This is a genomic window from Pseudomonas sp. W2Oct36 (assembly GCF_041060465.1).
In the GTDB taxonomy this organism is placed as follows: Bacteria; Pseudomonadota; Gammaproteobacteria; order Pseudomonadales; family Pseudomonadaceae; genus Aquipseudomonas; species Aquipseudomonas graminis_B.
In genome coordinates this window covers 427,822-453,276 of the sequence record NZ_JAUERW010000002.1, presented here as the reverse complement: position 1 = coordinate 453,276, position 25,455 = coordinate 427,822, and the positions used below count along the sequence as shown (strand labels likewise).

Below are 25,455 nucleotides of genomic sequence, written 5' to 3'. Positions count from 1 at the left end.
GCGCATGAATCCTTCATTTAAAATCGGCGAACTGGCGAAAATGACGGACTGCCCGGTGGAAACCATCCGCTATTACGAGCGCGAAGGACTGCTCAGTGAGCCTGCACGCAGCGAGGGCAACTATCGGCTGTACACCCAAGAGCACGTCGAGCGCCTGACCTTCATCCGCAACTGCCGCAGCCTGGACATGACGCTCGACGAGATCCGCAGCCTGCTGGCGTTGCGCGACAGTCCGCGAGACCAGTGCGAGAACGTCAACGCGCTGATCGACGAACACATCCAGCACGTGAACGCCCGCGTCGCGAGCCTGCAAGCGTTGCAGGAGCAACTGGTCGACCTGCGCCAACGCTGCAGCGAAGGCGCGCCGGATCACTGCGGGATTCTGGATCGACTGGAAATCAGCGGGAGTGTCGTGGCTGCCGATGTCGAACACTCTCACGTAGGGCGCAGCCACGGGCATTGAACGGCTTGTGGTATGGCATACGACGCCTTCCCGGCTAAAGCCGGTCCTACGATGGATACGCGGTCCCACAAGTCAGGGCGCCAACCAGACCATTGAATGCACGCGAATGATTTAGTAGGACCGGCTTTAGCCGGGAAGAGGCCCGTCTGAGCACCATCACTTTTGCGGTGAGGCACCTGACGCATTCCCGGCTAAAGCCGGTCCTACAAGTCGGCGTTCCAGCCAGTCCTATTGAATGCACGCGAATGCTTTAGTAGGACCGGCTTTAGCCGGGAAGAGGCCAGTCTGCACACCGTCACTTTCGCGGTGTGGCATACGACGCCTTCCCGGCTAAAGCCGGTCCCACTGTCAGGATGGGCGTAGGAGCGCGCTTGCCCGCGAACGCAGTGTGTCAGGCAATGTCGAGGCGCAGGCAAATCGCAATCGCGGGCAAGCGCGCTCCTGCAGGTCTAGCGAATGGCTTCGGATCAGCGCTTAAACAGCCACTGGCGCCTTGATGCTCGGATCCGCGTTATAACCCACGATCTCGAAATCTTCGAATCGATAGTCATAGATGCTTTCAGGGCGACGCTTGATGCTCAGCTGCGGCAGCTGTCGCGGGGTGCGGGTGAGCTGCGTCGCGATCTGCTCCTCGTGGTTGGAGTAAGCGTGAGTGTCGCCCAGGCTGACGATGATCTCGTGGGGGATCAGGTCGCATTGCTGAGCCAGCATATGGGTCAGCAGCGCCAGCGCGGCGATGTTGTACGGCAGGCCGAGGAAGACGTCGGAACTGCGGATGTACAACTGCATCGACAGCTTGCCGTCGGCCACGAAGGCCTGGTACAGCAAATGGCACACCGCAAGCGCTTGGCGCCCGGCCTTGACGTTCTCCTGCGGCGACAGCTTCTCGTCTGGCAGGTATTCGGTATTCCAGCCGTGAAACAGAATGCGGCGGCTGTTCGGGTTGTTCTTCAGGCAGTCGACCATGTAGTCGATCTGGTTGATCTTGCCGCCGTCCTTGGTCGGCCAGCCAGTCCACTGCGCGCCGTACACCGGGCCCAGATCGCCGTCTTCAGTGGCCCACTCGTCCCAGATGGTCACGCCGTTTTCGTTGAGCCATTTGGTGTTGGTGTTCCCGCTGAGCATCCAGATCAGCTCGTTGGCGATGCTTTTGAAGTGCAGCTTTTTGGTGGTCAGCAGCGGGAAGCCATCGGCCAGGTTGTGGCGAATCTGCCGACCGAACACGGCCGTGGTGCCGGTCCCGGTGCGGTCGCCCTTGCGGGTGCCGTTGTTGATGACGTCCTGCAGCAGTTCAAGGTATTGCTTCATGACCAGAGGCCCTCTGTTTCGGTGAATCCGCCGAACCCACAAGGTCCGGCGTTCAGCAGATGTACCCGGCGCGTCACACCGCAGCGTTGTTGGCAGCGGGCGCGCGGTGGTAAGCAAGCCAGATCAGCACCAGGCCGCCGATGATCATCGGCAGGCTGAGGATCTGCCCCATGGTGACCCAGCCCCAGGCCAGATAACCGAGCTGGGCATCCGGCACGCGGACGAACTCCACCACGAAGCGGAAGATGCCGTAGAACAGCGCGAACATCCCGGAAACAGCCATGGTCGGACGCGGCTTGCGGGAGAAGAAATAGAGAATGACGAACAGTGCCACGCCTTCCAGCGCGAACTGGTAGAGCTGTGATGGGTGGCGCGGCAGCTGCGCAGGGTCGGTGGGGAACACCATGGCCCAGGGCAGATCAGTCGGCTTGCCCCACAGTTCGGCGTTGATGAAGTTGCCAATGCGCCCGGCACCCAGACCAATCGGCACCATGGGCGCGATGAAGTCCATGAGCTGAAAGAACGACTTGCCGTTGCGCTTGCCGAACCAGTACGTCGCGATCATCACGCCGATGAAGCCGCCGTGGAACGCCATACCGCCCTTCCACACTTCAAAGATCAGCAACGGGTTGGCGATGTAGTTGGGCAGATCGTAGAACAGTACGTAGCCCAGCCGTCCACCGACGATGACGCCCATGGCGACCCAGAAAATCATGTCCGAGAGCTTTTCTTTGGTCCACGTCGGGTCAAAGCGATTCAAGCGACGGGATGCCAGGTACCAGGCACTGCCGATACCGACCAGATACATCAGGCCGTACCAATGGATTTGCAGCGGACCGATGGCCACGGCTACCGGGTCAATCTGCGGGTAAGGCAGCATTGCGACTCCTTGAAATAGAAGCGCTCATTGAGCGACGAAGCAGAACTATGCGGCGGCGGCAGCAGGTCGTGCCACCCAATAATGATGAAATCTGGTGTAAGAGCGACCGCGATGAAAGCCTCGCACGCCGACGATGCCGCTCTCACTAGCACGGACATCTCTCAAAAACAGTGCGGCATGTTACCGGACCGCGCCGATCCGCTCTAGCAGCGTGCGATGGATGTCGGCGTGCGGGGTGGGTAAAGTGGCGCAAAAAGGAGTCATCCATGTGTCTTATCGTCTTCGCCTGGCGGCCGACGCACGCTCAGCCGCTGATTCTGGCGGCCAATCGTGACGAGTTCTACGCCCGTCCTACTCTGCCGCTGGCCCAGTGGGAAGACGCGCCGCAGGTGTATGCCGGGCGCGATCTAGAAGCGGGTGGAACGTGGCTGGGTATCAACGCTGGCGGACGATTCGCAGCGCTTACCAACATCCGCGAGCCGGGCAAGCCGCCTGGCCGTCGTTCGCGGGGCGAATTGGTTGCTCGTTTTTTGACCAGCGATGTGTCCATAGATGAGTACCTGAGTGAGATCGCAGCGAGATCAACGGAATACGGCGGGTTCAATCTGCTGGTGGGTGATCGTCAGCAGTTGCACTTCCTCAACGGCAACGATTCGACACCCCGCTGCTTGGAAGCAGGCGTTTACGGTGTGTCCAACGCCGGGCTCGACACGCCGTGGCCTAAGCTGGTGAAAGCCAAAGCCGCGCTGTCCGAACAGCTGAACAATCCTGACCCCGACGCGTTATTTGGCTTTCTCAGCGATCACGCGCCTGCGCCGGACGCTGAACTGCCAAGCACCGGCGTTGGGCTTGCGACGGAGAAATTGCTATCGAGCGTGTTCATCGCCAGCCCCAATTACGGCACGCGGGCGAGCACGGTGTTGCGGGTGAATGCGGATGGCAGCCGGCGGCTGATCGAGCGTAGCTTTGGGCCGTATGGCGGGAGATTGGGTGAGGTGGACCTGCAGATTTGACTCCACCTCTTCCCGGCTAAAGCCGGTCCTACAATAAATTTGCTGCGCGCCGGCTGGTGCGGCGGGCTTACCCTTGTAGGACCGGCTTCAGCCGGGAAAGCGTTCTGTGTAACACCCAACATCTGGGTTATTCAAACCGGCCTCTTCCCGGCTGAAGCCGGTCCCACTAAGAGCAGCGCAGCGCCAGCCCTTAGTGCCCCTTCACAGACCCCGGATTGATCATCCGCGACAGGCCCAGATTCCTCAGCGCCAGCTGCAGCGAGCTGCTGATGACTTGCGGGTTATCGTTCTTCATCAGTTGGGCCAACAGGTCCTTGGCCATGCTCAGGTTGATCTGACGCAGCATCCACTTCACTTTCGGCAAGTTGGTGGCGTTCATCGACAGGCTGTCGAAACCCATCGCCATCAGCAGCACCGCCGCCGCAGGATCACCGGCCATTTCGCCGCAGATGCTCACCGGCTTGCCTTCGGCGTGGGCATCGCGCACCACGCTTTGCAACGCCTGGAGCACCGCCGGGTGCAGGTAGTCGTACAAATCCGCCACCCGCGGGTTGTTGCGGTCGACCGCCAGCAAATACTGGGTCAGGTCGTTGGAGCCGACAGACAGGAAATCCACCTGACGCGCCAGCTCGCGGGTCTGGTAGACCGCTGCTGGCACTTCAATCATCACGCCCACTGGCGGCATCGGCACGTCGGTGCCTTCATCGCGCACCTCACCCCATGCCCGGTGGATCAGGTGCAGCGCTTCTTCGGTCTCGTGGGTGCCGGAGATCATCGGCAGCAGAATCCGCAGGTTGTTCAAGCCCTCGCTGGCCTTGAGCATGGCGCGGGTCTGCACCAGGAAGATTTCCGGGTGGTCCAGCGTTACGCGAATGCCGCGCCAGCCGAGGAACGGGTTGTCTTCCTTGATCGGGAAGTACGACAGCGACTTGTCGCCGCCGATGTCCAGCGTTCGCATCGTCACCGGTAACGGGTGAAACGCCGCCAATTGCTCACGGTAGATGGCGAGCTGTTCCTTTTCGCTCGGGAACCGCTGCTGAATCATGAACGGGACTTCGGTGCGGTACAGGCCGACGCCTTCCGCGCCTCGCTGTTGCGCGCGAGCAACGTCTGCCAGCAGACCGGTGTTGACCCACAGCGGCATGCGATGGCCGTCGAGGGTTACGCAGGGCAATTCACGCAGCGCGTCGAGGCCTTGAGAGAGCTGGCGCTCCTCTTCGACGACGACGGAATACTGTTTGATCAGGATCTCGGACGGATTGGTGAAGACTTCGCCGTGGTAGCCGTCGACGATCAACTGGATGCCGTCGACTTTCGAGTACGGCAGGTCCACAACGCCCATGACCGTGGGGATCCCCATGGCCCGGGCCAGAATGGCGACGTGGGAGTTACCCGAGCCGAGTACCGAAATCAGGCCTACCAACTTGCCTTCCGGCACCTCGCCGAGCATGGCGGGCGACAGCTCTTCGCTGACCAGGATGGTGTTGTCGGGGTAGACCAGTGTTTGCTGGCGCGCTTCCTGAAGGTAGGCGAGCAGGCGGCGACCGAGGTCTTTGACGTCCGATGCACGCTCACGCAGGTAGGCGTCGTCCATCAGCTCGAAGCGTTTGACGTGCTCGTTGACCACCGAACGCAACGCGCCCTGGGCCCACTGGCCGGTCTTGATGACGTTGGTGACTTCGCTGCCCAGCGACGCATCGTCGAGCATCATCAGGTACACATCGAACAACGCGCGCTCCTCTGGGCGCAACTGTGTGGCCAACTTCGCCGAAAGGGTGCGCATGTCATTGCGCACGCCTTCAAGGGCGGTCTGGAACAGTTTGAGTTCGGCGGTGATGTCAGTGACGGTTTTGTCCGGCACGACTTCAAGGTCGGCCGGCGGCAGCATGACCAGCGCGGTACCGACGGCGGCTCCCGGCGAACCTGGCACGCCGACGAATCGGGCTTCCTGAATGCCCTTGCCCTGCCGACCGAGCCCGCGAATGGAGCCGGTGGCTTCTGCGTGGGCGATAACGCCGGCGAGCTGCGCGCTCATCGTCACAAGGAAGGCTTCTTCGCCCTCGTCGAACTGACGTCGCTCCTTTTGCTGGATGACCAGGACGCCCACTACCCTGCGGTGGTGGATGATCGGCGCACCGAGAAACGAGGCGTAGCGTTCTTCGCCGGTTTCGGCAAAGTAGCGATAACGAGGGTGATCGGCGGCGTTTTCAAGGTTGAGCGGTTCTTCACGCGTACCCACCAGACCCACGAGGCCCTCGTTCGGGGCCATGCTCACCTTGCCGATCGAGCGCTTGTTCAGGCCTTCGGTGGCCATCAGCACGAAGCGGTTCGCTTCAGGATCGAGCAGATAGACCGAGCAGACCTGGCTGCTCATGGCCTCTTTTACGCGCAATACAATAATGCCCAACGCCGCCTTGAGATCCTTGGCGGAGTTAACTTCCTGGACGATCTTGCGCAGCGTATTGAGCATGGCTCGGGGTCGAACTCCGTGTCAGTCGCGCGCCAACAGGCGCGGGGCAAGCTCTTTGAGTGCGCGGCGATATACCTCGCGCTTGAATGTCACCACCTGGCCCAGCGGGTACCAATAACTGACCCAACGCCAGCCATCGAACTCCGGTTTGCCGGTCAAATCCATCCGCACCCGCTGCTCGTTGGAGATCAGGCGCAGGAGAAACCATTTTTGCTTCTGGCCGATGCACAGCGGCTGGCTGTGGGTACGGACCAAACGTTGCGGCAGACGATAGCGCAACCAACCCCGGGTGCAGGCAAGAATTTCAACATCATGCCGTTCCAACCCGACTTCTTCATTCAATTCACGGTAAAGCGCGTCTTCCGGGGTCTCCTGAGGGTTGATACCCCCCTGTGGAAACTGCCAGGCGTCTTGATTGATGCGCCGAGCCCATAAGACCTGGCCAGCATCATTTGTCAGAATTATCCCGACATTAGGGCGAAAACCATCGGGGTCGATCACGGCCACAACCTCGCAAACGCATGTCGCCGCATTGTTCCACAAAGATCGTGAAGGCAGCAACGAGGCTGCGACAGCTTATCGTGACAACTGCATTAATAGATGCGATCTCTCGGGCAAACCTCGTATTCTTGTGCTCTTTTTTCTGATATTTCAGCGAGTAAAGCCCATGCGTCTGGCCCTCTTCGACCTCGACAACACCCTCCTCGGCGGCGACAGCGACCACGCCTGGGGCGATTACCTGTGCGAGCGAGGCATCCTGGACGGTGCTGCGTACAAGGCACGCAACGACGCTTTCTATCAGGACTATCTGGCCGGCACGCTAAACCTGACCGACTACCTGAATTTCAGCCTGGAAATCCTCGGGCGCACTGACATGGCGCAGCTCGACGAATGGCACCGGGAATTTATGCGCGACTGCATCGAACCCCTGATCCTGCTGAAGGCCATGGCCCTCATCGCCAAACACCGCGACGCGGGCGACAAGCTGGTGGTGATCACGGCGACCAACCGTTTCGTGACCGCGCCAATCGTGGCCCGGCTGGGTATCGACACGTTGCTGGCAACCGAGTGCGAGGTCGTCGACGGTCGCTACACCGGGCGCACCACTGACGTGCCGTGCTTCCGCGAAGGCAAAGTCACCCGTCTGAATCGCTGGATCGAAGAAAACGGCTTCAACCTGGACGACAGCTGGTTCTACAGCGATTCGATGAACGATTTGCCACTGCTGGAGCAGGTGGCCAATCCGGTCGCAGTCGATCCTGATGAAAAGCTGCGCGCCGAAGCCACCCGTCGCGGCTGGCCGGTGATTTCACTGCGCGGTTGAAAAGCCTTCGCGAGCAAGCTCGCTCCCACTGTTCTTTGTCGGCAGGTTGAGCTTCGGTGCCGCCAGCTTTGATGACCGGGGGTTAAACCGGTTTGGCGCCCATCAGACCGGCGATCGCCACGAAGCAAACGACACTGAAGATGGCCAGGGCCAGGGTGAAGCGGGAATTGCCCACGATCACCGGCCGGCGCAGGCGGTTCACCCGCACCGCCAGCCAGGCCCAGCTCAAGGCGCCGAAGAGATACAGCACGCTCGCCGCCAGCAGCCAGGTCTGTCCGAGCGGCCAACCGGCGTAGTGGACCAGCCACCAGCCGCTGACCGGCAGGGTTAACAGGCACACGCCCATCAGCACCCAGACAAATGCCCACGGCCGTTGCATGGCGCGGTTCTGCACCGTCGCATCGCCGGCCCGACGGCCACGCACGATCCACACGATCAGCCCCAGCGCGCAGATGAACAGCAGCACCGTGCTGACGACATGCAGAATTTTCAGTGCAGCGAAGTGTTCCATTGTGTTCGTGTCCCTGTGTCTGGCGGTGCTTGAAGATTAGCAGCCGGTTGCATGCCGCTGCCGTTATCCCAGAAACAGCTTGTACGCCGGGTTCTTGGTCTCGTCCCAATACGGATAACCAATCTCCGCCAGCGCCTGGGGCACCAGATGTCGCTCATCTTCCGGCACCACTAATCCCGCCACCACTCGGCCATCCGCCGCACCGTGGTTGCGGTAGTGGAACATCGAAATATTCCATTTCCCGCCGAGCTTGTTCAGGAAGTTGAACAGCGCACCCGGCCGCTCCGGGAATTCAAAGCGCAGTACCACTTCATCGCTGACCCGCTCCGAATGCCCGCCGACCATGTGCCGTAAATGCAGCTTGGCCAGTTCGTTGTCGGTCAGGTCCAGCACCGGAAAACCCTGTTCCGTCAGGCTCGCGATCAGGGCTTTGCGGGGATCCGTGTCGGGGTGGGTCTGCACGCCGACGAAGATGTGCGCCTCGCGGTCGGTGTGGTAGCGGTAGTTGAATTCGGTGATCTGCCGCTTGCCGATGGCCTCGCAGAAGGCCTTGAAGCTGCCCGCCTGTTCCGGGATGGTCACGGCAATGATCGCCTCGCGGCCTTCGCCCAGTTCGGCGCGCTCGGCGACGTGGCGCAGGCGGTCGAAGTTGACGTTGGCGCCGGAGTCGATGGCAACGAAGGTCTGCCCGGCGACTTCGTACTGTTCGGCGTACTTCTTGATCCCGGCCACGCCCAGCGCGCCGGCGGGCTCGGTGATCGATCGGGTGTCGTCGTAGATGTCCTTGATCGCCGCACAGATTTCATCGGTGCTGACGGTGATGACTTCGTCGACGTAATCCTTGCAGATGTCGAAGGTGTACTGCCCGATCTGCGCCACCGCCACGCCATCGGCAAACAGCCCGACCTGCTGCAGCACCACCCGCTCGCCGTAGGCCATGGCCTGTTGCAGGCAGTTCGAGTCATCCGGCTCAACGCCGATCACCTTGATTTCCGGGCGCAGGTATTTGACGTAGGCCGCAATGCCGGCGATCAGCCCGCCGCCGCCCACCGGGACAAAGATCGCGTCCAGCGGGCCCTGATGCTGGCGCAGGATTTCCATCGCCACGGTGCCTTGCCCGGCAATGGTGTCAGGGTCGTCGTAGGGGTGGACGTAGACGTAGCCGTGTTCCTCGACCAGCTTCAGCGAATACGCCAGCGCTTCGGGAAACGAGTCGCCGTGCAGTACGACCTTTCCACCCCGGGAGCGCACGCCTTCGACCTTGATCTCGGGGGTGGTCTTCGGCATCACGATGGTGGCCGACACGCCCAAGGTCTTCGCCGCCAGCGCCAGGCCTTGGGCATGGTTGCCCGCCGACGCCGTCACCACGCCCCGCGCCAGTTCTTCCGGGCTCAGCTGCGCCAGCTTGTTGTACGCGCCGCGAATCTTGAAGGAGTACACCGGCTGCAAGTCTTCGCGCTTGAGCAGCACGTTGTTGCCCAGACGTTGGGAGAGCTGGCGGGCGGCGTGCAGCGGGGTTTCCACGGCAACGTCGTACACGCGGGAGTTAAGGATCTTTTTGACGTAGTGCTCGAGCATCGGGGAAGAATCGCTGGCGAAGGGGCAAGACCCGGAAGTCTACCCCTCGTCCCGGCGCACGACCATATCAAGACTCAGGCTTTGGCCACGGCATGTCGTTATACTGCCGGCCCTCGGACCTATCGCTATTCCCTGTAACCGGAGCCCACCTCGCATGACCCAGGATCAACTCAAACAGGCCGTTGCCCAGGCCGCCGTCGATTTCATCCTTCCGAAGCTCGACGACAAAAGCGTCGTGGGCGTGGGCACCGGCTCTACCGCCAATTGCTTCATCGACGCACTGGCCCTGCACAAAGGCGCGTTCGACGGCGCGGTGGCGAGCTCCGACGCAACGGCCGCACGCCTCAAGGGCCACGGCATTCCGGTGTATGAGCTGAACACGGTCAGCGACCTGGAGTTTTACGTCGACGGCGCCGATGAAAGCGACGAGCACCTGAACCTGATCAAAGGCGGCGGCGCAGCCCTGACCCGGGAGAAGATCGTCGCCGCCGTGGCCAAAACCTTCATCTGCATCGCCGACGCCAGCAAGCTGGTGCCGGTGTTGGGTGCGTTTCCCCTGCCGGTGGAAGTGATCCCGATGGCCCGCAGCCACGTGGCCCGAGAACTGGTGAAGCTGGGCGGCGATCCGGTCTACCGCGAGGGCGTGCTGACGGACAACGGCAACATCATCCTCGATGTGCACAACATGAACATCACCAACCCGGTGGAAGCGGAAGCGCAGATCAACAACATCGTCGGCGTCGTCACCAACGGCCTGTTCGCCGCGCGCCCGGCGGATCTGCTGCTGCTGGGGACCCAAGAAGGCGTGAAAACCCTCAAGCGCTGATTGTTGCGGGGCAAGGCTGATTTTGCTGGACAGCGGTGGGCTGGGGATCTCGGTCACGCCCACCCGTGATGCGCAGCTCTCCCAACCTCGCCACATCCAGCGCCGGGTTAGCGTTTCTTGAACACATAAAACAGGTTCGGCTCACTGACAACGTACAACGTGCCGTCGTCCCCCATGGCGATGCCTTCAGCCTGGGGCACGCTTTTGCTCAGGCCCATGCTGCCCTTGGTCAGTGACACGTTAGCGACGGGCTTGCCCTCAGTGTCCAGCTCGAGAATCTGCCGCGACTCATCCGACAGCGCCAGCAAGTGCCCGCTGCGCTCATCGAACTGCAGACTGGAAAGGTCACGGACGAACAGGCCGGCATCCCGCTGCTTGCTGGACGTCACTTCCAGGATGTTCGGGGAATGGGTTCCGGCGTCAGGAAAGCCGCGCACTTCGATGATCTGCACCGGCCGCCGCTCTTTGGCGACGAACAAACGGCGGCCCTGATTATCGTAGGCCAGGCCTTCGAAGCCGTTATTGCCGCCGGCATCCATGCCCAGGGTCAACTGCTCGGCATCGGCGGCATCGAGGAATGTCGTGTCGTCATCCACGTGGACCTTGATCAGCCGCTGACTGTGCTCGTCACTGATGACGTAAATCCCGGGGCTGATGTATTCGACCGCTTCAGCGTCTCCGAACCCGGTAAGGGGAATTCGTCTGAGAATCCGCCCTTCCAGGCTCAGCTCGACCAGCTCGGGATTTTTGTTGGTCACGGTAAAGAGGGTCTTGCGTTGCGGATCGAAGCTGAGGGCCGAGACGTTAGCCGTCAGGCCGTCGATGGCCCGCGCCTCAATCTCGACCTCATAGGCGTCGAGGCCCAGCGCTTGCGCGTCGCTGGATTGCCAGAACACGTACCAGTTGAACCAGAGCCGCTCGATGACCCGGTATTCGCGCGCCACGAAAAAGGACGCGGTCAGTATCAACAGGACAAGTAACGTGAGCAGGACGCTCTGGAACGGGGACACACGACGCATGCAGGGGGCTCGACTTCAGTGGGGCGGCTTTAATATCACCGTATTCTGAAGCCAAACTGAAAGCGATGTGACATCTCGTTCCACCTTTTCAGAGCTCAAGCGAAAGTGGGCAGACCATCAAGTCGAAACCGGCCCGGCGTCACTGCCGCTTGAAGGTGTAAAACAGGTTGGGCTCGCTGACCATGTAAATGGTGCCGTTCTCGTCCATCGCCACCCCTTCGGCGCGCGGGATGGTCTGGCTCAGCCCGTTGAAACCATGCAGCAGCGTCATGAAGCTGACCTGATTCCCCTTGCCGTCCAGTTCCAGCAGCATGTGCGACTCGGCGGACAGCACCAGCAAATGCCCGGTCCTCTGGTCCGCGTACAGGGACGACAGATTGCGCACGATCAGGTTGTCGTTGATCAGCTTGCGCTTCTCGCCCTTCACTTCGCTGCTGCCGTCGGCCTTCCAGCTGTACAACGCCGGCGGACGCTCTTCGCCAAACAGGAACTGCTGATCCCGAGGGTCCCAGGCGATGCCTTCGAAGGCTTTGTTCTGATCCTTCGACGGACCCAGGTCGTACTTGGGGAAGTCGGCGATGTTGAGGGTTTTGGTTTCAGGCGTGACGTGGACGATGGTCATCAGGTGCTGACGCTCATCGACGATGGCAATCAGGCCGTCGCCCAGAACGGCTACACCCTCAGGGTTGCCCCAGCCTACAAGCGGGATTTTGCGAATGACGTCGCCGGTCAGCGTGATCTCGGAAAGGAAAGGGTTTTTACCCATCACCGAATACAGGGTTTTGGTCGCCGGGTCGTAGGACAGGTCCGAGGCCTCGTCTTCTTCCATGCCGGCCAGCGGCTTGGCGTCGATGTCGACCTTGTAATCCGGCAGCCAGATGCCCGCTGCGCGCTCGGCCTGCGTGACGTTGCGCTCGCGCAGCCACAACAGGCCGCGATCGTCCCAGTGCCAGGCATAAGACAGACCGGCCAAAATCACCAGCGCTGCAACGAGCAACCACCACCAGCGGAAACGCGCACGGCTTTTACGCTGTGTCATCCGCGAACGTCGCTTTCGAAACGGCTCTGGCCAGTCAGCTCCAGCACGATCTCATCGCCAACAGTGAACGGTCCTACGCCTGCGGGCGTGCCGGTCATGATCAGGTCGCCGGCCTGCAGCGAGAACTGCGAGGCCATGTGCTGGATCATCGGCACGATCGGGTTGAGCATGTGGCTGCTGTTGCCGTCCTGGCGGACTTCGCCGTTGATGGTCAGGCGGATGGCGATGTCGGTCAGATCGGGGTAGGCGTCAGCGGATACGAACGGCGCAATGACCGCCGCGCCGTCGAACGACTTGGCGATTTCCCAGGGCAGGCCCTTCTCTTTCAGCTTCGACTGCACGTCACGCAGCGTCAGGTCCAGGCCCGGGGCGAAGCCGGAGATTGCGTCGAGGACTTCTTCGCGGCTCGGGTTCTTGCTCAGCGGCTTGCCGATCAGCACGACAATCTCGGCTTCGTAGTGCACCGAACCCCGGTCCTGAGGAATGCTGAAGCCCCCCTCAATACCGACCACGCAGCTGCCCGGTTTGATGAACAGCAATGGCTCGGTCGGTACCGGGTTGTCCAGTTCCTTGGCGTGCTCGGCGTAATTGCGGCCGATGCAAACGACTTTACCGAGCGGAAAGTGAACCTTGGTGCCGTCGACGTACTTGTGCTGATAGCTCATGAGCGCTCCTGAGAAGCTTGTTGTAATGGGGGAACCGCTTACACCGCGAAGATTTTGCCGGGGTTCATGATGCCGTTCGGGTCGAACACCGCTTTGACGGCCTTCATGTATTCGATTTCCACCGGCGAACGGCTGTAGTGCAGGTAGTCACGCTTGGTCATACCGACGCCGTGTTCTGCGGAGATCGAGCCGTTGTACTTCTGGACGATCTCGAACACCCACTTGTTCACCGTTGCGCACTTGGCAAAGAACTCGTCCTTGCTCAGGTTTTCCGGTTTGAGGATGTTCAGGTGCAGATTGCCGTCGCCGATATGGCCGAACCATACGATTTCGAAATCCGGGTAATGCTGGCCAACGATCGCGTCCACTTCAGCAAGAAACGCCGGGACCTTCGAAACGGTGACCGAGATGTCGTTCTTGTACGGCGTGAAGTGGGAGATGGTTTCAGAAATGTATTCGCGCAGTTTCCACAGATTCTGCAGTTGCTGTTCGCTCTGGCTCATCACGCCATCCAGCACCCAGCCCTGCTCAACACAGTGCTCGAAGGTTTCCAGCGCGTGGTTGGCCACTTCTTCGGTGGTCGCTTCGAATTCCAGCAGTGCGTAGAACGGGCACTCGGTTTCGAACGGGGACGGCACGTCACCGCGGGCCATGACCTTGGCCAGCGCCTTGTCCGAGAAGAACTCGAATGCGGTCAGGTCCAGCTTGCTCTGGAACGCGTGCAGCACCGGCATGATGGCGTTGAAATCGGTGGTCCCGAGGACCATCGCGGTGAGGTTTTTCGGCGCGCGGTCCAGACGCATGGTCGCCTCGACCACGAACCCGAGCGTGCCTTCAGCGCCAATGAATAGTTGGCGCATGTCATAGCCGGTGGCGTTTTTGATGAGGTCTTTGTTCAGTTCGAGAAGGTCGCCCTTGCCGGTGACGACTTTGAGGCCCGCGACCCAGTTGCGGGTCATGCCGTAACGAATCACTTTGATCCCGCCGGCGTTGGTGCCGATGTTGCCGCCGATATTACTGGAGCCTGAAGACGCGAAGTCCACCGGGTAATACAAGCCGTTTTCTTCGGCGAGATTCTGCAGCTGCTTGGTGACCACGCCTGGCTGGCAGATGGCAGTGCGGTCTGTCAGGTTGAGTTCGAGCACCTGATTCATGTAATCGAAATTGACGACCACCTCACCGTTGGCGGCAACGGCGGCGGCGGACAACCCGGTGCGACCACCCGACGGCACCAGCGCAACCTTGCGTTCGTTGGCCCAGCGGACGATCGCCTGCACCTGTTCGGTGGTCTTCGGAAAGACGATGGCGGTGGGCGCCGGGGCGAAATGTTTGGTCCAGTCCTTGCCGTAGGTTTCGAGGGAATCGGCGTCGGTCAGGACCTTGCCGGGCTCAACCAGGGTCTTCAGCTCATCTATCAGCGCAGGATGGGTCATCAACAGAACTCTCGAACAATTCATGGTCATCCTGAGAACGGCTCACGTCCAGGAATGGGGTGTTTCGCGGGGTGCATATGCTAGCATACGCCCCCCGCCAATCGAGCTTTCGGCCGATTGGCGCGCGCTTCACTTACTGCCATTTCTCTCCGGGACACAGGTTTACGCAGATGAGCAAGACTTCCCTCGACAAGAGCAAGATCAAGTTCCTTCTTCTCGAAGGCGTCCACCAGTCCGCGGTCGACGTCCTCAAGGCCGCCGGTTACACCAGCATTGAGTACCACACCAAGTCTCTGCCGGAAGCCGAACTGAAGGAAAAGATTGCCGACGCTCATTTCATCGGTATTCGTTCCCGCACCCAACTGACTGAAGAACTGTTCGACAGCGCCAAGAAACTGGTCGCGGTCGGCTGCTTCTGCATCGGTACCAACCAGGTTGATCTGAACGCAGCCCGCGAACGCGGCATCGCTGTGTTCAACGCCCCCTACTCCAACACCCGTTCGGTGGCGGAGCTGGTGCTGGCCGAGGCCATCCTGTTGCTGCGCGGTATCCCGGAGAAGAACGCTTCCTGCCATCGCGGTGGCTGGATCAAGAGCGCGGCCAATTCGTTCGAGATTCGTGGCAAAAAGCTCGGCATCATCGGCTACGGCTCGATCGGCACTCAGCTGTCGGTCCTGGCTGAAGGCCTGGGCATGCAGGTGTACTTCTACGACACCCTGACCAAGCTGCCGCTGGGCAACGCCACTCAGGTATCCAGCCTGAACGAGCTGCTGGGCATGTCCGACATCGTCACCCTGCACGTTCCGGAAACCAACGAAACCCAGTGGATGATCGGCGAGAAAGAAATTCGCACGATGAAGAAGGGCGCCATCCTGATCAACGCAGCGCGCGGCACGGTGGTCGAGCTCGACGCCCTGGCTGAAGCGATCAAGGATCAGCACCTGATCGGCGCGGCCATCGACGTGTTCCCGGTCGAGCCCCGCTCCAACGACGACGTGTTCGAAAGCCCGCTGCGCGGCCTGGACAACGTGATCCTGACCCCGCACATCGGCGGCTCGACCGCTGAGGCCCAGGCCAACATCGGTCTGGAAGTGGCAGAGAAACTGGTCAAGTACAGCGACAACGGTACGTCGGTTTCTTCCGTCAACTTCCCGGAAGTGGCCCTGCCGGCTCACCCGGGCAAGCACCGCCTGCTGCACATCCACCAGAACATCCCGGGCGTACTGATGGAGATCAACAAGGTCTTCGCTGAAAACGGTATCAACATCTCCGGTCAGTTCCTGCAGACCAACGAGAAAGTCGGTTACGTGGTCATCGACGTTGACGCCGAGTACTCCGATCTGGCGCAAGAGAAACTGCAGCACATCAACGGCACCATCCGTAGCCGCGTTCTGTTCTAGGACGTTGGTTTCAGGGTGATAAAAAGGAGACCTTCGGGTCTCCTTTTTTTGTGCGCGAATCAGGCAACACGCCGGCTGTGCGCAAGACGCCCTTCTGCAACGTGTCATTTCACCGTGATGGTGATCTTCTGCGACTCGACCGGTGGATTCAGCGGAACGTGGTTCTTGTCGCCGACCAGCAGTTGCAGGGTGTGCTGACCCGGCGTGAGGTTCAGCTCGGTTTCGGTCTGGCCTTTGCCGAAGTGGCGGATGTTGTCGGTGGTCGGCAGCGGCGCGGTCATGTCGGGCTGATCCTTGACGTCGATCAGCAGGTGGTGATGACCGGTGTCCGGGACGTCCACACCGGCCGGGGCGACGCCCATGCCCTTGAGACCGAATTGCACCTTGAATGCGCCGTTGACGGTCGCGCCGTCCTTCGGCGAGATGATGTAAACCTCTGCGCCCGCTGGGGAGGCAGTACGCGGCATGTCGGCGGCCTGGGCCAGCAAGCTCGCCGCCAACAGCAGTCCGGTCAGGGCAGTTCTCGCGAATAACGTCTTCATGATTTCTCCGTTTTATCGATGTGCGGCTGGCGGGCTCGGGGCTTGAAGCCTCTTCATCCCGACAGCCAACCGCTCAGGAACGACCTTTACCTTAGCTGCGGTTGGACGCGAAGTATTTCGCTGAGTGGCGGGATGTAGAAGATTTCATGTTGGGCGGATGCAGACGGACAGCAAGCCAGTTACAACTCGAACGGCTCGTTCCCGCGCCGCCTGAACCAACCGGTCAGCGACAGCCGCTCACGGGTGGACGGCATGACTTCGTGGGGCATGTCGCCCGAGAGGAACACCACCAGACAGCCGCCGGTGGGCTGCACGTCATACTCGACGCCGTCCTTGAGGTACATCCGCAACTGGCCGCCGTGCTCCGGCAACCAGCCGTCGTTGAGATAAACAACCGCCGAGACCATGCGTTTGTCGTCATCGCGAAAACGGTCCACGTGCTTGAGATAGAAGGCCCCCGGCGGATAGAGCGCGAAGTGACTTTCGTAGTCCTCAAGGCCGAGAAACAGGCCTCGGTTCAGCGCCTGACGCAGGCTCTCCATCAGGTCCAGATAGCGATCGCACGGCTCGGCCTGCCCCGCTTCCAGCCACTGAATGTGATCGCCACGAATCCCCTCGCGAACCTCCTGCGCCGGCCCGCGCCCCACTGCGGCAGGCGCGAGCTCGCCCTGAACGGCACGCGTGCGGCATTCAAGCGCCAGCTCGCGGGTCAGGGTGTCGGGCAGGAAGATGTTCTGCTGCGACCAGCCACGCTCGGCCAAGTCGTCGACGATTCGCAACAGCAGCGGGTGATCAGGGGATATGCGCATGGCGCGCATAGTATCCATACGCCGATTAATCCGACAGGGCCTGCAGTCCGGCGAATGAGGAATATTTTTACGGGTTTGAATACGCCCGGCGGTTTTGCCCTACCGCTGATCGAACCTGAGGTTTTTAGCGGAGTCTGGCAAGTGTTAACTCGACAAATCCCCGCTGCCCCACCGAGAATGGCGGCCTGCCGACAGGAGTCTCTAATGCGCCGTCTGTTTTTCCTGCTGTTGATGTTCTGCACTTTGCCCGCCTGGGCAGACGGCCACGATCAGCTGTACACGCTCGCCGGCTGGCCGGAACAACGCGCTCATTTTGTCGATGCCCTCAAAGCCGCCCAGCAGCGTTACCGCAACAGCCTTCCACCGGCCGTGTTCGACGCTCTGGTGAGCAACAGCAATCAGCGTTTCGCGCCGCAGGCGATGGACCAGCGCGGGGAGCAAATGCTGCGCCAGACGCTGCAGGACCCGAACCCGGCGCTGCAGTTTTTCCAGTCGCCCCTTGGCCGCAAGATCGTCAATGCCGAGCTCACCGCCACGCGCCCGGACCAACTGGCCAAAAACGCCCAAGGCCTGCCGCACATTCAGGCGGATGACAATCGTCTGCTGATCATCGGCCACCTGGCCAACGCCCTTCCCGCCAAGGAAGCCGGCGCCGAGGTCAGCATGGCGATTGCTGGCGTCGCTGCCGACAGTCTGAGTTCGATGATTCCAGGCCTGATGGGTGGCGGAACGACCCAGGCGATGCTCGACAGTCAGCGTCAGCGGCTCATGGGGCAGATCGGCAAGGACGTGAACAACACGCTGCTTTATGTGTACCGCGACCTGTCGGACGGCGAGCTGGACGAGTTCGCGACCTTTGCCGAGTCCAACGAAGGCAAGGCCTATTACAAGGCGGCGCTGGCAGCCGTTCGCGCGGGATTGGCGGTCGGGCAGACGGTCAAATGACGTTGGTAGGACCGGCTTCAGCCGGGAAGGTGACTGTTGGCACACCCTCCATCCTCCGGTGTGACGACTCAGGCCTTCCCGGCTAAAGCCGGTCCTGCATTCGTTCTGTCAGCCGGCAAGCCGGCCTTGGAGCCCTACCCCATCCGCTGGGTCAGAAACTCAAAAAACCGCGCGCGCAGCTCCGGTGACTCGTTGACCAGATGGTGACGCGCTTCGGGCAACATGAAGATCTGCGGCTCGGCGAACTTGTCCTTGAGCACCGGCAGATTGTGTTTCCAGTCCACTGTCATGTCTGACTCGCCCTGCACGATCAGCGGGCTGCGGCGGCTGCGCGGCGCGCGTTCGATGCGCTCGATCCATTTCGCCAGCGCGCCCACCCACACCGTTGGCAAGCGTCGCGGCTGCAACGGGTCCGCGAGCAGAAAGGGCAGAAAGGTCGGGGCGTTTGAGTTTTCGCTGAAGCGCCGGTCGATGGCTTTGACGAAGCCGCGCAGCAGGTAATAGCTGAGTTTCGACAAGGCCCAGCCACGCGGTCTCACCAGCGGCGCCAGCAGGATGATCTGACCCTGCGCCGGGCTGGCGTCGCCATGATGAAGCAAGTGGTCGATGACAATCGCGCCGCCAGTGCTTTGCCCGCACAAGTGCCACGGCTTGGGCAGCGTGAGGCGCTCGGCTTCGACAAACAGCCGATCCAGCACCGCCTGATACTCCGCGAAGTCGGTAATGCTCGCCCGCGCCCCACTGGACAGTCCATGGCCCGGCAAGTCGCAGGCAATCACCGCCAGCCCAAGCCCCAACGCCCAGTCGATGACGTGACGGTACAGCCCGACGTGATCGTAAAAGCCGTGCATCAGCACCAGCGTCCCGACCGGCTGATCAGGCATCCACATCTGCGCGACGATGTCGTAGCCGCCCACTTCAACGCGCCCGATCCGGCTACTGGTCGCGCCATTGGGCCCGAGCGCATTCAAACCGTAGAAACGCTGATAAGCCTGGGCCTCTTCAGATGGCGCCTGCAACGTGCTCAGCGGCAAGAGCTCAGCACGCAAATGGTCGGGGTCGAACGTGTCGGACATCGGAATTCCAGATGGGGGAGTGTAGGAAGCGGCCGCACGGAAGTGTCATCTGTCCGCAGCGGCGTGGCAAGTTGCGCCACTTAAATCCATGGGCGCTCCGTCTACCCAGTCGCGAGACAAATCTGTAGCCTGCAAAACCTTCCCGATTCTCATTTGAGCCCCCGGATGAAACGCAGCCTTTACGTCGTCGTCGCAGTGTTGGTGCTCATCGGGGGCGCAGGCGCGTGGTACATCCACGGCAAGCAGCCGGTCCGCGATGGCGAGATGAGCCTCACCGGGCTGCAGGCCCCGGTCACCGTGCGTTACGACGAGCGGGGCGTGCCGCATATTCGCGCCGACAATCAGGACGATCTGTACCGCGCGCTGGGCTACGTCCACGCTCAGGACCGCCTGTTCCAGATGGAAATCCTGCGCAGGCTGGCGCGCGGGGAGCTCGCTGAAGTCCTTGGCCCCAAGCTGGTCAACACCGACAAGCTGTTCCGCAGCCTGCGCATCCGCGAACACGCCGATGCCTACGTCGCGCGCCAGGATAAAAACACGCCGGCGTGGAAGGCGCTGCAGGCGTATCTGGACGGCATCAATCAATACCAGGCGACGCATCCCAAACCGATCGAGTTCGACGTGCTGGGCATTCGCGAGCGGCCGTTCACGGCGCAAGACACCCTCAGCGTCGGCGGGTATCTGGCGTACAGCTTCGCGGCCGCTTTTCGCACCGAGCCGTTGATGACCTATGTGCGGGATCAACTGGGCCCGGAATACTTGAAAATCTTCAATCTGGACTGGCAGCCCAAAGGCGCGCTTGGGCAGTCTTCCGGGGGCAATCAAACGCCTGCGCTGACCGGCAACGACTGGGAAGGCCTCAATGACCTGGCGCTGCTCAGCCAGCAGGCACTGGAGAGAGCCGGCCTGCCGCAGTTCGAGGGTAGCAATGCCTGGGCGGTCTCCGGCAGCCGCACCCAGAGTGGCAAACCGCTGCTGGCGGGTGATCCGCACATTCGTTTCTCGGTACCGGCAGTCTGGTACGAAGCGCAGCTTACGGCGCCGGGCTTTGAGCTATACGGGCATTTTCAGGCGCTCAACCCCTTCGCCCTGCTCGGCCACAACCTGGACTTCGGCTGGAGCCTGACCATGTTCCAGAACGATGATCTGGACCTGATCGCCGAGAAAACCAACCCCGACAATCCCGATCAAGTCTGGTATCACGGCGCCTGGGTGGACATGACCTCCCGCACCGAACAGATCGAGGTCAAGGGCGAATCTCCCGTCATCCTGACCCTGCGGCAGTCACCCCACGGCCCGATCGTCAACGACGCGATGGGTGGCAATGGGGCGCAACAGCCGAGCGATACGCCGATTGCGATGTGGTGGTCGTTTCTCGAGTCGGACAACCCGATCCTCCAGGGCTTCTATGAAGCCAACCGCGCCGACACGCTGGACAAGATGCGCAGCGCCGCCGAGAAGATCCAGTCGCCGGGCCTGAACATCGTTTACGCCAATGCCAGGGGCGATATCGGCTGGTGGGCTGCGGCGCAACTGCCGAAGCGGCCTGCGGGGGTGAATCCGACGTTCATTCTCGACGGCGCCTCCGAGCAGGCTGACAAGAATGGCTTCTACCCTTTCAGCGCAAACCCGCAGGAAGAGAACCCGACACGGGGTTATATCGTCTCGGCGAACTTCCAGCCGGTGTCGCCTACGGGGATGGAGATTCCGGGCTATTACAATCTCCCCGAACGCGGTCGTCAGCTGAATAACCAACTGAGCAACGACAAGGTGAAATGGAATCTGGAGAACAGCAAAGCGCTGCAGCTCGGCACCCGGACGGATTACGCCGCACAGATGCTCACGCCGTTGATTCCGGTGCTGCGCCGGGTGGTGAGCGAGCCGGAGGAGCACGACTTGCTGGAGCGCATGGCGGCGTGGAACGGTGACTACTCAGTGGATTCGGTGGGGGCGACGCTGTTCAATCAGTTCCTGTTCAACCTGACCGATGAGGCTTTCCATGACGAGCTGAGCGACGGGCTGTTCACCACGCTGCTGTCGACCCGCCTCATTGACCTGGCGCTGCCGCGACTGGCGGCCGACGCGAATTCGCCGTGGTGGAACAATCGCCACTCTCGAGAGCCCGAGAGCCGCGACAACACGGTGAAGGTCGCCTGGCATGCCGCGGTCTCGCATTTGAAATCGCTGTACGGGCAGAACCCGGATGAATGGACGTGGGGCAAGGCGCACACGCTGACCCACGAACATCCGCTGGGCAAACAGCCGCCGCTGGACATGCTGTTCAATGTCGGGCCGTTCGCGGCGCCCGGTACCCATGAGGTGCCGAACAACCTGTCAGCGAGCCTGGGCCCCGCGCCGTGGCCGGTGACGTACGGGCCATCGACGCGCCGCCTCATCGACTTCGCCGACCCGGCCCATGCTCTGGGCATTAACCCGGTGGGCCAGAGCGGCGTGCTGTTCGACCAGCACTACGCCGATCAGGCGCAACGCTACGTCAACGGCGAGTACGTGCCGGAGCGGTTCAGTGAAGGGGATGTGGCGGGCAACAGCAAGGAAGTATTGAAGCTGGTGCCAGGGCGATAACCCATGAGACCTGTAGACCCGACTGGAGCCCCACTAACAGCATCGCGTGCATCCAGCGAGACCGGCTGGAACGCCAACTTGTGGGACCGGCTTTAGCCGGGAAGGCGTTGGGCGTTACGCTGCAAATCTATAGCGCACTCACCGGCCTGTTCCCGGCTGAAGCCGGTCCCACTAACAGCATCGCGTGCATCCAGCGAGACCGGCTGGAACGCCAACTTGTAGGACCGGCTTTAACCGGGAAGGCGTTGGGCGTTACGCCGCAAATCTATAGCGCACTCACCGGCCTCTTCCCGGCTAAAGCCGGTCCTACTAACAGCATCGCGTGCATCCGGTGAGACCGGCTGGAACGCCTACTTGTGGGACCGGCTTTAGCCGGGAAGGCGTTGGGCATTACGCTGCAAATCTATAGCGCACTCACCGGCCTCTTCCCGGCTGAAGCCGGTCCCACTAACAGCATCGCGTGCATCCAGCGAGGCCGGCTGGAACGCCAGCTTGTGGGACCGGCTTTAGCCGGGAAGGCATTGGGCGTTACGCTGCAAATCTATAGCGAACACACCGGCCTCTTCCCGGCTGAAGCCGGTCCTACTATCAAACCGACTCGACCACCTTCGCACGGCGTATGTCCGGCTGTTTCCAGCCGTCTGCTGCGGCTTCTTCGATGGCTTGCTGGATCGCGCGTTTGCGGTTGTTTTCCGCGCGGCGGCTGAAGAACCAGACCAGGAAGGTCGCAATCGACACCGCCAGCAGAATCAAGCTAGCGATCGCGTTGATCTCAGGCTTCACGCCCAGGCGCACTGCCGAGAACACTTCCATCGGCAGGGTTGTCGAGCCCGGGCCGGAGACGAAGCTCGCCAGCACCAGGTCGTCCAGCGACAGCGCGAAGGACATCATCGCCCCGGCTGCCAGCGATGGCGCGATCATCGGAATGGTGATCAAAAAGAACACCTTCCATGGCCGTGCACCCAGGTCCATTGCCGCTTCTTCGATGGACATGTCCAGCTCACGCAGACGCGCCGACACCACCACCGCTACATACGCCGCACAGAACGTCGTGTGAGCGATCCAGATGGTGACGATGCCACGCTCCTCGGGCCAGCCGAGCAACTGCGCCATCGCCACGAACAGCAGCAACAGCGACAGACCGGTAATCACTTCCGGCATCACCAGTGGCGCGGTGACCAGGCCGCCAAAGAACGTCTTGCCCTTGAATCGGGTGATGCGCGTCAGCACGAACGCCGCCATGGTGCCCAGCGCCACGGCAGCGATTGACGTGTAGAGGGCGATTTCCAGCGAGCGCATGACCGCGCTCATCAATTGCGTGTTGTCGAGCAGCCCGACATACCACTTCACCGACCAGCCACCCCAGACCGTTACCAGCTTGGAGGCGTTGAACGAGTAGATCACCAGAATGACCATGGGCGCGTAGATGAAGATCAGGCCCAGCACCAACATCAGGTTCGAGAATCGGAAGCCTCTCATGCCTTGCCCTCCAGCTCTTTGGCCTGACTGCGGTTGAACAGAATGATCGGGACGATGAGGATCAACAGCATCACCACCGCCAGCGACGACGCTACCGGCCAGTCACGGTTGTTGAAGAATTCCTGCCACAGCACTTTACCGATCATCAGCGTCTCGGGGCCGCCCAGCAGTTCGGGGATGACGAACTCGCCCACCACCGGAATGAACACCAACATGCAGCCAGCGATGATGCCGTTCTTGGACAGCGGTACGGTGATTTTCCAGAAGCTGTTGAAGGTGCTCGAACCCAGGTCCGATGCGGCTTCCAGCAGACTTTGATCGTGCTTCACCAGATTTGCGTACAGCGGCAGGATCATGAACGGCAGATACGAATACACGACGCCGATGTACACCGCGAGATTGGTGTTCAGGATCTGCAACGGCTCGCTGATCACGCCCAGCCACATCAGGAAAGCGTTGAGCAGGCCGTTGTTGCTGAGGATGCCCATCCATGCGTAGACGCGGATCAGGATCGCGGTCCAGGTCGGCATCATGATCAACAGCAGCAACACCGTCTGTATTTCTTTGCGGGCGATGGAGATGCCGTACGCCATCGGATAGCCGATCAACAAACACAACACCGTGCTGATGAACGCCATCTTCAACGAGCCGAGATACGCCGAGATGTACAGGTCGTCACTGGTCAGCAGCGCGTAGTTGGCGAAGTTGAGCACGATGTCGAGCTTCTGCTCGACGAAGGTGAAGATCTCGGTGTACGGCGGAATCGCCACATCGGCTTCAGCGAAGCTGATCTTGATAACGATCAGAAACGGCAGCGCGAAAAACAGAAACAGCCAAAGGAACGGCACGCCGATAACGGCCTGGCGCCCGGTGGGTTTTATTCGATTGAAAGCCCGTTTTATCTTTCGGATTTTCATGAGCGCAACACCACGCCGCTGTCGTCTTCCCACCAGACGAAGACTTCGTCGTCCCAGGTCGGCCGTGTGCCCTGGCGCTCGGCGTTGGCGACAAACGACTGCACCAGCTTGCCCGACGGCAGCTTCACATAGAACACCGAGTGACCGCCCAGATAGGCGATGTCGTGTACCTTGCCCCGGGACCAGTTGTGCTCGAACGACGGCTGTTCGGTAGTCACCAGCAGCTTTTCAGGGCGCAGCGCGTAGGTAATGCGCTTGTCTTCCACTGACGTGGTGACGCCGTGGCCGACATAGATCTTGCGCTCCAGCTCAGGGCTGCTGATCAGGGCGTGGCCTTCCATGTCTTCGATGACTTCACCGTCGAACAGGTTGACGTTACCGATGAACTCGCACACCAGGCGGCTGGTCGGCGTTTCGTAGATATCGATTGGGCTGCCGATCTGCGCGATCCAGCCCAGGTGCATGATCGCGATGCGCTCGGCCATGGTCATGGCCTCTTCCTGGTCGTGGGTCACCATCACGCAGGTCACGCCGACGCGCTCGATGATTTCCACCAATTCCAGCTGCATCTGCGAACGCAGTTTTTTGTCCAGCGCGCCCATGGGCTCGTCGAGCAGCAGCAGTTTCGGCTTCTTCGCCAGCGAACGCGCCAGTGCCACACGCTGACGCTGACCGCCGGACAACTGATGCGGCTTGCGCTTGGCGTACTGGGTCATCTGCACCAGTTTGAGCATCTCGGCGACCCGCGCTTCGATCTCGGCCTTGGGCAGTTTGTCCTGCTGCAGACCGAAAGCGATGTTCTGTGCCACAGTCATGTGCGGAAACAACGCGTAGGACTGGAACATCATGTTGATCGGACGTTCGTACGGCGGCATGTCGGTGATGTCGACGCCGTCGAGGTAAATGCGCCCTTCGGTCGGGCGTTCGAAGCCGGCAAGCATGCGCAGCAGGGTCGATTTCCCCGAGCCGGAGCCGCCGAGCAGGGCGAAAATTTCACCCTTGTTGATCTGCAGAGACACGTCGTCCACAGCAATCGTCTCATCGAACTTCTTCGTGACCCGATCGATTTTGACCAGCACCTGTTTCGGTTGCTGACCACCCTCAAGGGATTTCTTGTAGGCGCCGGAGGCAACTGCCATGGGTGAAACTCCCAACTGTTTTTGCGCCCGGCCAAT

The 25,455-nt window shown here is 61.1% G+C and carries 23 protein-coding genes; 7 read left to right on the top strand and 16 right to left on the bottom strand.

The window, feature by feature from the left end; all coding sequences use genetic code 11:
- The first annotated feature begins 4 nt into the window (after positions 1-4).
- Positions 5-463: a Cd(II)/Pb(II)-responsive transcriptional regulator gene (gene cadR, locus QWI18_RS04840; protein WP_192130852.1), complete on the top strand. Its 459-nt coding sequence runs from the start codon at positions 5-7 to the stop codon at positions 461-463.
- Between the two features lie 474 nt (positions 464-937).
- On the opposite strand, the gene QWI18_RS04835 is transcribed toward cadR, so the two are convergent.
- Complete coding sequence (locus tag QWI18_RS04835; RefSeq protein ID WP_065986719.1) at positions 938-1,771, bottom strand: thymidylate synthase; 834 nt, start codon at positions 1,769-1,771, stop codon at positions 938-940.
- 73 nt (positions 1,772-1,844) lie between these two features.
- Positions 1,845-2,651, bottom strand: coding sequence for a prolipoprotein diacylglyceryl transferase (lgt, locus tag QWI18_RS04830; protein ID WP_065986720.1), 807 nt, complete (start codon positions 2,649-2,651; stop codon positions 1,845-1,847).
- A gap of 266 nt (positions 2,652-2,917) precedes the next feature.
- Between lgt and QWI18_RS04825 the strand changes: the two genes are divergently transcribed.
- Positions 2,918-3,664 (top strand): NRDE family protein, encoded by a 747-nt coding sequence (locus QWI18_RS04825; protein ID WP_369318308.1) that lies wholly within the window; start codon positions 2,918-2,920, stop codon positions 3,662-3,664.
- 190 nt (positions 3,665-3,854) lie between these two features.
- Here QWI18_RS04825 and ptsP read toward each other — a convergent pair whose 3' ends face one another.
- The gene (gene ptsP, locus QWI18_RS04820) at positions 3,855-6,134 is read right to left on the bottom strand and encodes a phosphoenolpyruvate--protein phosphotransferase (protein ID WP_065986723.1); all 2,280 of its coding nucleotides are present in this window, start codon (positions 6,132-6,134) and stop codon (positions 3,855-3,857) included.
- Between the two features lie 21 nt (positions 6,135-6,155).
- Positions 6,156-6,635 carry an RNA pyrophosphohydrolase gene (locus tag QWI18_RS04815; RefSeq protein ID WP_062379340.1) on the bottom strand — a complete coding sequence of 160 codons (480 nt, stop codon included), beginning with the start codon at positions 6,633-6,635 and terminating at the stop codon, positions 6,156-6,158.
- 166 nt (positions 6,636-6,801) lie between these two features.
- On the opposite strand from QWI18_RS04815, the gene QWI18_RS04810 reads away from it, so the two are divergent.
- Positions 6,802-7,458: an HAD family phosphatase gene (locus QWI18_RS04810; protein WP_192130848.1), complete on the top strand. Its 657-nt coding sequence runs from the start codon at positions 6,802-6,804 to the stop codon at positions 7,456-7,458.
- 82 nt (positions 7,459-7,540) lie between these two features.
- Here QWI18_RS04810 and QWI18_RS04805 read toward each other — a convergent pair whose 3' ends face one another.
- Positions 7,541-7,969: a DUF2269 family protein gene (locus QWI18_RS04805; protein WP_369318307.1), complete on the bottom strand. Its 429-nt coding sequence runs from the start codon at positions 7,967-7,969 to the stop codon at positions 7,541-7,543.
- A 63-nt stretch (positions 7,970-8,032) separates the two neighbouring features.
- Positions 8,033-9,547 (bottom strand): threonine ammonia-lyase, biosynthetic, encoded by a 1,515-nt coding sequence (gene ilvA, locus QWI18_RS04800; protein ID WP_192130846.1) that lies wholly within the window; start codon positions 9,545-9,547, stop codon positions 8,033-8,035.
- A gap of 154 nt (positions 9,548-9,701) precedes the next feature.
- On the opposite strand from ilvA, the gene rpiA reads away from it, so the two are divergent.
- Entirely contained in the window at positions 9,702-10,373 is a 672-nt protein-coding gene (gene rpiA, locus QWI18_RS04795; RefSeq protein ID WP_192130844.1) for a ribose-5-phosphate isomerase RpiA, read from the top strand.
- A gap of 107 nt (positions 10,374-10,480) precedes the next feature.
- Here rpiA and QWI18_RS04790 read toward each other — a convergent pair whose 3' ends face one another.
- The 4 genes from QWI18_RS04790 to QWI18_RS04775 form a co-directional block, all read right to left on the bottom strand.
- The gene (locus QWI18_RS04790; RefSeq protein ID WP_296311403.1) at positions 10,481-11,392 is read right to left on the bottom strand and encodes an SdiA-regulated domain-containing protein; all 912 of its coding nucleotides are present in this window, start codon (positions 11,390-11,392) and stop codon (positions 10,481-10,483) included.
- A gap of 139 nt (positions 11,393-11,531) precedes the next feature.
- Entirely contained in the window at positions 11,532-12,431 is a 900-nt protein-coding gene (locus QWI18_RS04785; protein ID WP_192130842.1) for an SdiA-regulated domain-containing protein, read from the bottom strand.
- Complete coding sequence (locus QWI18_RS04780) at positions 12,428-13,096, bottom strand: fumarylacetoacetate hydrolase family protein (RefSeq protein ID WP_065987348.1); 669 nt, start codon at positions 13,094-13,096, stop codon at positions 12,428-12,430. The genes QWI18_RS04785 and QWI18_RS04780 overlap by 4 nt, the downstream gene beginning before the upstream one ends.
- A gap of 38 nt (positions 13,097-13,134) precedes the next feature.
- A complete protein-coding gene (locus QWI18_RS04775; RefSeq protein WP_192131029.1) occupies positions 13,135-14,529 on the bottom strand; it encodes an FAD-binding oxidoreductase in 1,395 nt (464 codons plus the stop codon).
- A 170-nt stretch (positions 14,530-14,699) separates the two neighbouring features.
- On the opposite strand from QWI18_RS04775, the gene serA reads away from it, so the two are divergent.
- Positions 14,700-15,929 (top strand): phosphoglycerate dehydrogenase, encoded by a 1,230-nt coding sequence (gene serA, locus QWI18_RS04770; RefSeq protein WP_065987350.1) that lies wholly within the window; start codon positions 14,700-14,702, stop codon positions 15,927-15,929.
- Between the two features lie 104 nt (positions 15,930-16,033).
- Here serA and QWI18_RS04765 read toward each other — a convergent pair whose 3' ends face one another.
- On the bottom strand, positions 16,034-16,396 hold the full coding sequence (locus QWI18_RS04765; RefSeq protein WP_244656915.1) for a DUF4399 domain-containing protein: 363 nt from the start codon (positions 16,394-16,396) through the stop codon (positions 16,034-16,036).
- Positions 16,397-16,650: 254 nt separating this feature from the next.
- Positions 16,651-17,289, bottom strand: a complete 639-nt coding sequence (locus tag QWI18_RS04760; RefSeq protein WP_065987352.1) for a 2OG-Fe(II) oxygenase — start codon at positions 17,287-17,289, stop codon at positions 16,651-16,653.
- A gap of 195 nt (positions 17,290-17,484) precedes the next feature.
- Between QWI18_RS04760 and QWI18_RS04755 the strand changes: the two genes are divergently transcribed.
- Positions 17,485-18,225: a DUF2059 domain-containing protein gene (locus QWI18_RS04755; RefSeq protein ID WP_065987353.1), complete on the top strand. Its 741-nt coding sequence runs from the start codon at positions 17,485-17,487 to the stop codon at positions 18,223-18,225.
- Positions 18,226-18,359: 134 nt separating this feature from the next.
- On the opposite strand, the gene QWI18_RS04750 is transcribed toward QWI18_RS04755, so the two are convergent.
- Complete coding sequence (locus tag QWI18_RS04750; RefSeq protein ID WP_192130836.1) at positions 18,360-19,301, bottom strand: alpha/beta hydrolase; 942 nt, start codon at positions 19,299-19,301, stop codon at positions 18,360-18,362.
- A 165-nt stretch (positions 19,302-19,466) separates the two neighbouring features.
- Between QWI18_RS04750 and QWI18_RS04745 the strand changes: the two genes are divergently transcribed.
- Complete coding sequence (locus QWI18_RS04745) at positions 19,467-21,884, top strand: penicillin acylase family protein (protein ID WP_369318306.1); 2,418 nt, start codon at positions 19,467-19,469, stop codon at positions 21,882-21,884.
- 588 nt (positions 21,885-22,472) lie between these two features.
- On the opposite strand, the gene QWI18_RS04740 is transcribed toward QWI18_RS04745, so the two are convergent.
- The 3 genes from QWI18_RS04740 to potA are packed head-to-tail and all read right to left on the bottom strand — an operon-like array spanning position 22,473 to position 25,419.
- Positions 22,473-23,363: an ABC transporter permease subunit gene (locus QWI18_RS04740; protein ID WP_065987356.1), complete on the bottom strand. Its 891-nt coding sequence runs from the start codon at positions 23,361-23,363 to the stop codon at positions 22,473-22,475.
- Entirely contained in the window at positions 23,360-24,280 is a 921-nt protein-coding gene (locus QWI18_RS04735) for an ABC transporter permease subunit (RefSeq protein WP_065987357.1), read from the bottom strand. The genes QWI18_RS04740 and QWI18_RS04735 overlap by 4 nt, the downstream gene beginning before the upstream one ends.
- A complete protein-coding gene (gene potA, locus QWI18_RS04730) occupies positions 24,277-25,419 on the bottom strand; it encodes a polyamine ABC transporter ATP-binding protein (protein WP_065987358.1) in 1,143 nt (380 codons plus the stop codon). Before potA ends, QWI18_RS04735 begins: the two co-directional genes overlap by 4 nt.
- Between the last annotated feature and the right edge of the window lie 36 nt (positions 25,420-25,455).

What these genes read in the sequence shown, in the direction of transcription:
- QWI18_RS04745 (WP_369318306.1), top strand. Translation starts at nt 19,467, where the DNA reads ATGAAACGCAGCCTTTACGTCGTCGTCGCAGTGTTGGTGCTCATCGGG.
- cadR (WP_192130852.1), top strand. Translation starts at nt 5, where the DNA reads ATGAATCCTTCATTTAAAATCGGCGAACTGGCGAAAATGACGGACTGC.
- QWI18_RS04735 (WP_065987357.1), bottom strand. Translation starts at nt 24,280, where the DNA reads ATGAAAATCCGAAAGATAAAACGGGCTTTCAATCGAATAAAACCCACC.
- QWI18_RS04780 (WP_065987348.1), bottom strand. Translation starts at nt 13,096, where the DNA reads ATGAGCTATCAGCACAAGTACGTCGACGGCACCAAGGTTCACTTTCCG.
- QWI18_RS04755 (WP_065987353.1), top strand. Translation starts at nt 17,485, where the DNA reads ATGCGCCGTCTGTTTTTCCTGCTGTTGATGTTCTGCACTTTGCCCGCC.
- lgt (WP_065986720.1), bottom strand. Translation starts at nt 2,651, where the DNA reads ATGCTGCCTTACCCGCAGATTGACCCGGTAGCCGTGGCCATCGGTCCG.
- serA (WP_065987350.1), top strand. Translation starts at nt 14,700, where the DNA reads ATGAGCAAGACTTCCCTCGACAAGAGCAAGATCAAGTTCCTTCTTCTC.
- QWI18_RS04810 (WP_192130848.1), top strand. Translation starts at nt 6,802, where the DNA reads ATGCGTCTGGCCCTCTTCGACCTCGACAACACCCTCCTCGGCGGCGAC.
- QWI18_RS04765 (WP_244656915.1), bottom strand. Translation starts at nt 16,396, where the DNA reads ATGCCGCGTACTGCCTCCCCAGCGGGCGCAGAGGTTTACATCATCTCG.
- QWI18_RS04835 (WP_065986719.1), bottom strand. Translation starts at nt 1,771, where the DNA reads ATGAAGCAATACCTTGAACTGCTGCAGGACGTCATCAACAACGGCACC.
- QWI18_RS04790 (WP_296311403.1), bottom strand. Translation starts at nt 11,392, where the DNA reads ATGCGTCGTGTGTCCCCGTTCCAGAGCGTCCTGCTCACGTTACTTGTC.
- QWI18_RS04775 (WP_192131029.1), bottom strand. Translation starts at nt 14,529, where the DNA reads ATGACCCATCCTGCGCTGATAGATGAGCTGAAGACCCTGGTTGAGCCC.
- QWI18_RS04750 (WP_192130836.1), bottom strand. Translation starts at nt 19,301, where the DNA reads ATGTCCGACACGTTCGACCCCGACCATTTGCGTGCTGAGCTCTTGCCG.
- QWI18_RS04760 (WP_065987352.1), bottom strand. Translation starts at nt 17,289, where the DNA reads ATGCGCGCCATGCGCATATCCCCTGATCACCCGCTGCTGTTGCGAATC.
- ptsP (WP_065986723.1), bottom strand. Translation starts at nt 6,134, where the DNA reads ATGCTCAATACGCTGCGCAAGATCGTCCAGGAAGTTAACTCCGCCAAG.
- QWI18_RS04825 (WP_369318308.1), top strand. Translation starts at nt 2,918, where the DNA reads ATGTGTCTTATCGTCTTCGCCTGGCGGCCGACGCACGCTCAGCCGCTG.
- ilvA (WP_192130846.1), bottom strand. Translation starts at nt 9,547, where the DNA reads ATGCTCGAGCACTACGTCAAAAAGATCCTTAACTCCCGCGTGTACGAC.
- QWI18_RS04805 (WP_369318307.1), bottom strand. Translation starts at nt 7,969, where the DNA reads ATGGAACACTTCGCTGCACTGAAAATTCTGCATGTCGTCAGCACGGTG.
- potA (WP_065987358.1), bottom strand. Translation starts at nt 25,419, where the DNA reads ATGGCAGTTGCCTCCGGCGCCTACAAGAAATCCCTTGAGGGTGGTCAG.
- rpiA (WP_192130844.1), top strand. Translation starts at nt 9,702, where the DNA reads ATGACCCAGGATCAACTCAAACAGGCCGTTGCCCAGGCCGCCGTCGAT.
- QWI18_RS04740 (WP_065987356.1), bottom strand. Translation starts at nt 23,363, where the DNA reads ATGAGAGGCTTCCGATTCTCGAACCTGATGTTGGTGCTGGGCCTGATC.
- QWI18_RS04785 (WP_192130842.1), bottom strand. Translation starts at nt 12,431, where the DNA reads ATGACACAGCGTAAAAGCCGTGCGCGTTTCCGCTGGTGGTGGTTGCTC.